A 7,793-nucleotide genomic window follows, 5' to 3' on the forward strand; every position below is an offset into this window, starting at 1 on the left:
TGTAGCGCGGTCTGGGCGGCGTCCAGGTCTTGCGACGCTTGGCGATTCACTCAGCCGCGAAACCCTGATCGGCACGTGGCCCGTAGCGCCGACGCCCCCGTCGGCGATTCACTCAGCCGCGAAACCCTGATCGGCACGTGACCCGTAGCGCCGACGCCCTCGTCGGCGATTCTCAATCCCACTTCAGGATCGCACCGGTGCTCGCGCTGGTGGCCAGGGCGCTGTACTTGGCCAGGCAGCCCTTGGTGTAGCGCGGTCTGGGCGGCGTCCAGGTCTTGCGACGCTCGGCGATTTCGGCGTCGGACAGCTTGACACTCAGCCTGTGACCGGGAATATCGATTTCGATGACGTCGCCGTTGCGGAGCAAGCCGATGGTGCCTCCGGCCGCAGCTTCTGGACTGACGTGGCCGATGCAGGCGCCTGCGGTCCCGCCGCTGAAGCGCCCGTCGGTAATCAGGGCCACGGTCTTCGCCAGTTCCGGCCGTGCCTTGATGTAGCTGGTCGGAGCGAGCATCTCCTGCATGCCCGGGCCGCCCTTCGGGCCTTCGTAGCGAATAACCACCACGTCACCGGGCTTGACCTTGCCCTTCAAGATGCCCTCGCAGGCGTCCTCCTGGCTTTCGAAGATCACCGCCGGGCCGCTGTGCCTGAGCATCTCCTTGTCCACGCCTGCGGTCTTCACCACCGCACCCTCGGAAGCAAGGTTGCCGTAGAGGATGCTCAGCCCGCCCTGCTGCGAATAGGCCTTCTCAACCGTCCGAATGCAGTCGAAGGGATCAAAACCGCCCTTCTGAATGGTGTCCACCACCACCGCTCCGCCCTTTTCGGCGTTGTCGGTGTAGACGCTGAGTTCGCTTCGCTTGGCGGTGCTCAGCCCGTCTGTGCGGACCCTCTCGCCGCGAACGCGGATGTCGCTGTCCTCGATGTTCTGCCTCAGCGTCTTGCCGGTGACGGTGATCGTCTCGGTATGAAGCAAGCCGGGCTTGCCGCGAGCCACCTCGCCCAGAATGGTCATGATCCCGCCGGCGGCGTGACAATCCTCAATGTGGTAAATACGACCGTTGTCGCCCGCAGACGGCGCAATCTTGCAGATGTTCGGCGTCTTGAGCGACAGGGCATCGATGTCCCTGAGCGTGAAATCGACGCCGGCCTCATTGGCAATCGCCAGGATGTGCAGCACGGTGTTGGTCGAGCCGCCCATGGCCATGTCCAGAATCATCGCATTCTCGAAGGCCTGCTTGGTCATGATGTCCAGCGGCTTGGGCGCGTCGGCCCTGGCCATCTCGACGATTCGCTCGGCCGCCCGGCGATACAGTCTCTCGCGATCCTCACTGGTGGCCAGGATGGTTCCGTTGCCCGGCAGAGCCATGCCCAGGGCCTCGCACAAACAGTTCATGCTGTTGGCGGTGAACATGCCCGAGCAGCTCCCGCACGTCGGACAGGCGTGGTCCTCAATATCGCGAACGGTCTTCTCATCCATCAGGCCGGCCGCGTGCTGGCTCACCGCGTAGAAAGCGCTGATCAAATCGACTTTCTTGCCGTCGCTGGTACGGCCCGCCTCCATCGGCCCGCCGCTGACAAAGATGGTCGGAATATTGCACCGGGCCGCGGCCATGAGCATCCCCGGGATGATCTTGTCGCAGTTGGGAATGCAGATCATCGCATCGAAGCGGTGTGCCTCGATCATCGACTCGACGCAATCGGCGATCAGTTCGCGCGTGGCCAGCGAAAACTTCATGCCGGCGTGGCCCATGGCGATGCCGTCGTCGATCCCAATGGTATTGAAGATGAAAGGCACGCCGCCGGCGACCCGAACGGCCTCCTTGACAAAATACCCGACACGGTCCAGGTGGGCATGGCCGGGGATGATGTCGGTGTACGAATTGCACACCGCGATGAACGGCTTGTCGATGTCGCCATCCGTATAATTGCCCGTGCCCTTCAGCAGGCTCCGATGCGGCGCCCGCTCAACGCCTCGCTTGATCAGATCACTTCGCATAGCAATTCAACCTCTTGTTAGAACCTTGGAAAGCTTCTACAGGCCAGCGTCATCAAGGCTGCGTCCCCGCCGGCGTGGAGGCGACATTATACCCCATCATCACAGACTGCAACTTCTGCCTCCGCTATGGTCTCCCATCCTGCATTTGCGATGTCAAATCGGCCGGACATGCCCGCGCCGAGCCGTGGACAAGCCGCCGGCGGCCCGCCGTGCTCCGGCCGCAAGCATGGCATCACCTGACAACATGGCTATAATCGTCTCGCAATTGCTGATAATAGGAGTGCTATCATGCCCGGACCACTAAACAGGTTCAGCTCCCGCATCACCCAGCCCAAGTCGCAGGGGACGTCTCAGGCGATGCTTTACGCCGTCGGCCTGACCGAGGACGACATGAAAAAACCGCAGGTGGGCATCGCCGCCGTGTGGTGGGAGGGCAACCCCTGCAACATGCACCTGAACGACCTGGCCTTGCGAGTCAAGGAGGGCGTGCAGTCCGCGGGTATGGTCGGGTTGCGGTTCAACACCATCGGAGTCAGCGACGGCATCGCCATGGGCACCGACGGCATGAGCTACTCGCTTCAATCCCGCGAGATCATTGCCGACTCGATCGAGACGGTCGTGGCCGCCCAGTGGTACGATGGCTGCATCGCCATTCCCGGCTGCGACAAGAACATGCCCGGCTGCGTCATGGCCATGTGCCGGCTCAACCGCCCCGGCTTGGTGATTTACGGCGGGACCATCCGCGCCGGCCACCTCGGCAATCAAGCCATCGATATCGTCTCGGCGTCTCAGTCTTATGGCCAGTACCTGTCTGGAGAGATCACTGCCGCCCAGCGCGACCAGATCGTCCGTTGCAGTTGCCCCGGCCCGGGTGCCTGTGGCGGAATGTACACCGCAAACACCATGGCCAGCGCGATCGAAGCTCTCGGCATGTCCTTGCCGTACAGCGCGTCGATCCCGGCAGAGGACCCAGCGAAACTCGATGAGTGCTTCCGCGCCGGCCAGATGATGCGAAACCTCCTGGAGCTCGACCTCAAGCCCCGCGACATCATGACCCGCCAGGCGTTCGAGAACGCCATGGTAGTGGTGATGGCTCTGGGGGGCTCCACAAACTCAGTCCTGCACCTGATTGCCATGGCCCGCACGGCCGGCGTCGAGTTGACCATCGATGATTTCCAGCGGGTCTCCGACCGCACGCCGTTCCTGGCCGACCTGAAACCCAGCGGCAAGTACGTCATGGAAGATCTGCACAAGGCCGGCGGAACGCCGGGGGTCATGAAATACCTGCTGGAAAAAGGCTTTCTGGATGGCGGTTGCATCACCGTGACCGGCAAAACGCTGGCCGAGAACCTGGCCGACCTGCCGGGCCTGAGTCCGGGCCAGGACGTGATCCACCCCATCGAGCGACCGATCAAGCCTACCGGTCACATCCGCATTCTTCGCGGCAACCTCGCCCCAGACGGCGCAGTCGCCAAGATCACCGGCAAGGAAGGAAAGCGTTTCAGCGGGCCGGCCCGCGCGTTCGATTGCGAAGAGGCTATGCTCGCGGCCGTGGAGAAAAAGCAAATCCGCAAGGGCGACGTGGTGGTCATCCGTTACGAAGGTCCCAAAGGCGGCCCTGGTATGCCCGAAATGCTTACGCCAACTGCGGCAATCATGTCCACCGGCCTTGGCAAGGACGTCGCGTTGATCACCGACGGACGTTTCTCGGGCGGCTCACACGGTTTCATCGTCGGCCACGTCTGCCCGGAGGCTCAGGAAGGCGGGCCCATCGCCCTGCTTCGCGATGGCGACGTCGTCACCATTGACGGCGAGACGAATACCCTGTCCGTTGATCTGCCGGAGGCGGAGCTGGCCCGTCGCCGCGCCGCCTGGACGATGCCACCCTACAAGGCCGCCCGCGGCACGCTGTACAAGTACATCAAGAACGTCAAGCCGGCTTCGCTCGGCTGCGTGACGGATGAATGACGGACCAACGGGGCCACTCAGAGCACGTGTGAGAAGGGTAGGGCATGGTCGAAGCCGCCGGAGACCTCCCGCTCGGCCCGCAATCCATTCCGGGCCGCCTCCTTTGGCGGAATCCGTTCCGCATTCGCCGCAAATGAGGATGGAAATCCTCCACGCGAAAGGCCCCAGAATGGATTCTGAGGCCAGCGATGAGGCTGCAGAGACCTGCCGCTCGGACCGGCCACTCATTCAAACGGCACCGGCTCGGCCTTGCCCGACTTGTTTGACCTTTCCGCCAGTTCCAACACCGCGATCACCCGCCGGGCACTTTCCGGCGTGACCATCAGCGGTTCGCCTCCCAACAGGTGATCGGCCAATCTCGCGTAGTACGGCGACCAGTCATCCTGCGCGTATGGCACCTCGATCTCCTCCCTGCCGCCGCCCGCGTAACGGGTCACCTGTACCGGCTTGTTCCAGTCGCAAATAAGCCCGCCCTTCGTGCCTAAGATCCGCCACTTCGGCTTGCCGACGGCTGCAATGCTCGAAATCTCCAGTTCGGCCGACCGATCGCCCTCGAAACGGATGATCGCCTTGCAGTGGTCCTCGTTGCTGACGTCGTGCCAGACGCGCTTGCTCATAAAGCCGGTAACCGATTGCATCCTGTAAGGCATCAAGTTGAGAATCCAGTCGACAAAGTGCGCTCCCCAGTCATAAATCGCACCGCCGCTGATCGGCTTGTGCGATCGCCACCAGTCGCCGGGATGCTGATAGCCGCCCATGAACGCCTCGCAGTGAAAAGGCTCGCCGATGAGCCCGTCGTCCACGATCTTCCTGATCGCCAGGTAATCGGCATCCAGCCGCCGGCAATGAAAAACAGTGAGGAGGACCTTTTTTTCGCGCGCGGTCCTGATCATCCTCGTCGCCTGCTCGACGGTGATGCAGAAAGGCTTCTCTGAGACCACACCGATGCCCGCCCTCAACAGGTCAAGCGACAACGGGGCATGCACGCTATGCGGGGTAATGTTGATCGCGATATCCACCAGGCCGGAAGCGGCCATCTTCTTGTGATTGTCGAAGGTGCGAACGTCCGGCAGTTCTTTGGTCGCGGCGTCGGTCCGTCTCGGATCGATATCGCAAACGGCCGTCACGCTCAGGCCTGCGGTATTGCGAATGAAGTCGGCGTGCACTTTGCCCATGCTGAAGGTCGGACCATATCCGACAATGCCGCATCGCACCGTTTCATTCTTGTTCGATCGCGTAGCCCACCAGACGCCCCGGTGGATCAGTTTCCCGAAGGCTGGATGGCCAAAGGCCCGCTCGTCGTGGCCCAGAATGGTGTAGAACACGCGTCCCTGGCCGTATTCGCGAACGTAGGCGACCGGCTGCTTCTCGAACCGCCACTTGCCGGTCATCACCGCGTGCAGGTCGGCCTTCGTCCGTCGCTTGCACAGATAAAACTCGTCCGTGATGCGGAACTCGCTGAAACGACGCGACACTTCGTGCTCCTGGTCGGAGATGTTGACGGCGAACTCGCAAACCGGCCCATGCCCCACAAACTGTGTGCCGACCATCTCCATGTACCGCTCGTTGCCGACGAAGGAATCGTTGGCGCAGTGGATGCCGACGAATGCCCCGCCGCCGGCCACCCAGTCGCACAGACCCTTCTCCTGCGCCTTGCTCAGCTTGCCGCCCTGGGTGTAAACGATCACCACGTCATAGCCGCCCGGTTTCCTGAACGCTTCACGGTCCGACGTGACCGTACACTCGGCTGTGCCGTAGCTCTTGAGGAAATCCGCCAGGATCCACCCGCAGGTTTCGAACGGGTGATACTCCCCCCCGATCATCAACAACGCTTTCTTCATAGAAGCAAAACTCCTCAACAACACTTTTTAGCAGGTGCTTGTGCCCGCCGGAGGTAAGCCCGCCCGACGTGTGGCGCCCTCGTCTTCTCTTCATTATTATGCAACCGCAGAAACATGTTCCGGTATGCGGGCGCCGGCGTCAATGCAGACAGGCACCGCATGCCTTCTACAAAAGGACAATGCCGCGCCGTCGGAGATCTTCCCGGCTTTCTTCGGGCCAGATGCTGCTCTGTACCTCGCCGATGTGAGCCTTACGCAGAAAGAACATGCAGAGGCGCGATTGGCCGATGCCGCCGCCGATGGTCTGCGGCAGTTCGCCGGCCAGAAGCCGCTGATGGAACGGCAGGCTGAGACGGTCCTCGGCGTTTCGGATCGCAAGCTGCTGCCTGAGCGTATCGGCGTTCACGCGGATGCCCATCGAAGAAAGCTCGAAACCCCGGTTGAGCACCGGGTTCCACACGAAGATGTCACCGTTGAGCCCCGGCCCGCGCTCGGTGGGAGTGATCCAATCGTCATAGTCGGGGGCCCGCCCGTCGTGGGGCTGACCGTTCGACAACCCGGCTCCGATGCCGATGATGAATACCGCCCCAAGCTCCTTGCTAATCTGATTCTCGCGATCCCGGGGCGACAGGTCCGGCCAGCGCTTCTCCAGTTCCAGCGAGTGCACGAAATGGATCTTGTCCGGCAGCGTCGGCTTGATGCACGGGTGAATGGCGGCAATGTGCTGCTCAGTTCGCCGGATCACCTCATAGATGCGTTCGACGACCCGGTACAGAAAGTTCAGGTTCCGCTCGTCCGGCCGCATGACCCGCTCCCAGTCCCACTGATCCACATAAATGGAGTGAATCTCGTCGAGCACCTCGTCGGGCCGGATGGCGTTCATGTCCGTATACAACCCCTCGCCCGGACCGAAACCGTAGTCGGCTAGGGCCAACCGCTTCCACTTCGCGAGCGACTGGACGATCTCCGCCCGCCGTTCATCCATGCCCTTGATCGGAAAGGACACCGGCCGCTCAACGCCGTTCAGGTTGTCGTTGACCCCCGTGTCCGCCAGCACGAACAGCGGAGCGCTCACCCGCAAAAGGTTGAGCGATTCGGCCAGATTCGTCTGAAAAAACTCCTTGATCGAGCGAATCGCCCTTTCAGTCTGCCTCAAGTCGAGCAACGGCTTGTAACTCATGCCATCTCCACGGTAATGACCGCCGGTCGAATCCGGCTCTCCTTCCAGCCTCCCGTTCGAACAAACGGGGGCCACATGGTAGCCGGGCGATCCGGCCGAGACAAACCACTGCGGACAGGTTGCCCGCAAGCGGGTTCGTCAGGCAGGCCCGGGATCTCGCCTACCGAATGCCCAGCAGCTTGTGCAGTTGCACCGACAGCCGCCACGGCGGATTGTCTTGAACAAGCCCAATGCACCAGGAAAGCGTTTCGGGATCCAGTTGGCCTTTGCGAAAGGCCGGAGAGACCAGGTAATGGTCCGCCCGAACAGCGGAAGTCGGGAGCGGCTGCCCGGCCGTCAGCACGTATTTCACCTCGTTTGCCGTCCGCTGTCGGATACGGCCCTCCGGCCCCTTCGGGCTCACGGTGATCCAGTCGAGCCCGGCTGGTAACTCGATGGTGCCGTTGGTTTCGATGGCCAGTCTGTAGCCGGCCTCGTGCAGTCCATCGATCAAATCGCGATCAACCTGGAGGGCCGGCTCACCACCGGTCAGAACGACCCACTCGCATCGCGGTCCCGTCGATCGCAGCTCTCCGATGATCTCGGCCGGCGTCATCTCCCTGGCCGCTGCATGATCGGTGTCGCAATCAAAACCGACCGTCTCGGCGGTACACACCTGGTTGCAGCCCGCGAAGCGAACAAACAGCGCCGGTGTCCCTGCGCGGACCCCTTCGCCCTGCAGGGAATAGAAGATCTCATTGATGCGATAAGTATCCATGGATATGGCAGGTACGAAGCGGCAGACGATTTCGGCAAGTCTCCGCCG

General features: G+C 62.1%; 5 protein-coding genes. 1 reads left to right on the forward strand and 4 read right to left on the reverse strand.

The window, feature by feature from the left end; all coding sequences use genetic code 11:
• Nucleotides 1-172 precede the first annotated feature (172 nt).
• Nucleotides 173-1,999: a dihydroxy-acid dehydratase gene (gene ilvD, locus PLL20_20850; protein HPD32449.1), complete on the reverse strand. Its 1,827-nt coding sequence runs from the start codon at nt 1,997-1,999 to the stop codon at nt 173-175.
• 288 nt (nt 2,000-2,287) lie between these two features.
• Here ilvD (PLL20_20850) and ilvD (PLL20_20855) point away from each other — a divergent pair, with 288 nt between their 5' ends.
• Nucleotides 2,288-3,967 carry a dihydroxy-acid dehydratase gene (ilvD, locus tag PLL20_20855; protein ID HPD32450.1) on the forward strand — a complete coding sequence of 560 codons (1,680 nt, stop codon included), beginning with the start codon at nt 2,288-2,290 and terminating at the stop codon, nt 3,965-3,967.
• A gap of 224 nt (nt 3,968-4,191) precedes the next feature.
• On the opposite strand, the gene PLL20_20860 is transcribed toward ilvD (PLL20_20855), so the two are convergent.
• The 3 genes from PLL20_20860 to PLL20_20870 form a co-directional block, all read right to left on the reverse strand.
• Complete coding sequence (locus PLL20_20860; GenBank protein ID HPD32451.1) at nt 4,192-5,808, reverse strand: ThuA domain-containing protein; 1,617 nt, start codon at nt 5,806-5,808, stop codon at nt 4,192-4,194.
• 166 nt (nt 5,809-5,974) lie between these two features.
• Nucleotides 5,975-6,988 (reverse strand): aspartate--ammonia ligase, encoded by a 1,014-nt coding sequence (gene asnA, locus PLL20_20865; protein ID HPD32452.1) that lies wholly within the window; start codon nt 6,986-6,988, stop codon nt 5,975-5,977.
• A gap of 160 nt (nt 6,989-7,148) precedes the next feature.
• Complete coding sequence (locus tag PLL20_20870; protein HPD32453.1) at nt 7,149-7,745, reverse strand: 7-carboxy-7-deazaguanine synthase QueE; 597 nt, start codon at nt 7,743-7,745, stop codon at nt 7,149-7,151.
• Between the last annotated feature and the right edge of the window lie 48 nt (nt 7,746-7,793).

Source organism: Phycisphaerae bacterium (assembly GCA_035384605.1).
Taxonomy (GTDB): domain Bacteria; phylum Planctomycetota; class Phycisphaerae; order UBA1845; family PWPN01; genus JAUCQB01.

Excerpts from the sequence above, each read along its gene's own strand:
- ilvD (HPD32450.1), top strand. The coding sequence starts at position 2,288 with ATGCCCGGACCACTAAACAGGTTCAGCTCCCGCATCACCCAGCCCAAG.
- PLL20_20860 (HPD32451.1), bottom strand. The coding sequence starts at position 5,808 with ATGAAGAAAGCGTTGTTGATGATCGGGGGGGAGTATCACCCGTTCGAA.
- PLL20_20870 (HPD32453.1), bottom strand. The coding sequence starts at position 7,745 with ATGGATACTTATCGCATCAATGAGATCTTCTATTCCCTGCAGGGCGAA.
- asnA (HPD32452.1), bottom strand. The coding sequence starts at position 6,988 with ATGAGTTACAAGCCGTTGCTCGACTTGAGGCAGACTGAAAGGGCGATT.
- ilvD (HPD32449.1), bottom strand. The coding sequence starts at position 1,999 with ATGCGAAGTGATCTGATCAAGCGAGGCGTTGAGCGGGCGCCGCATCGG.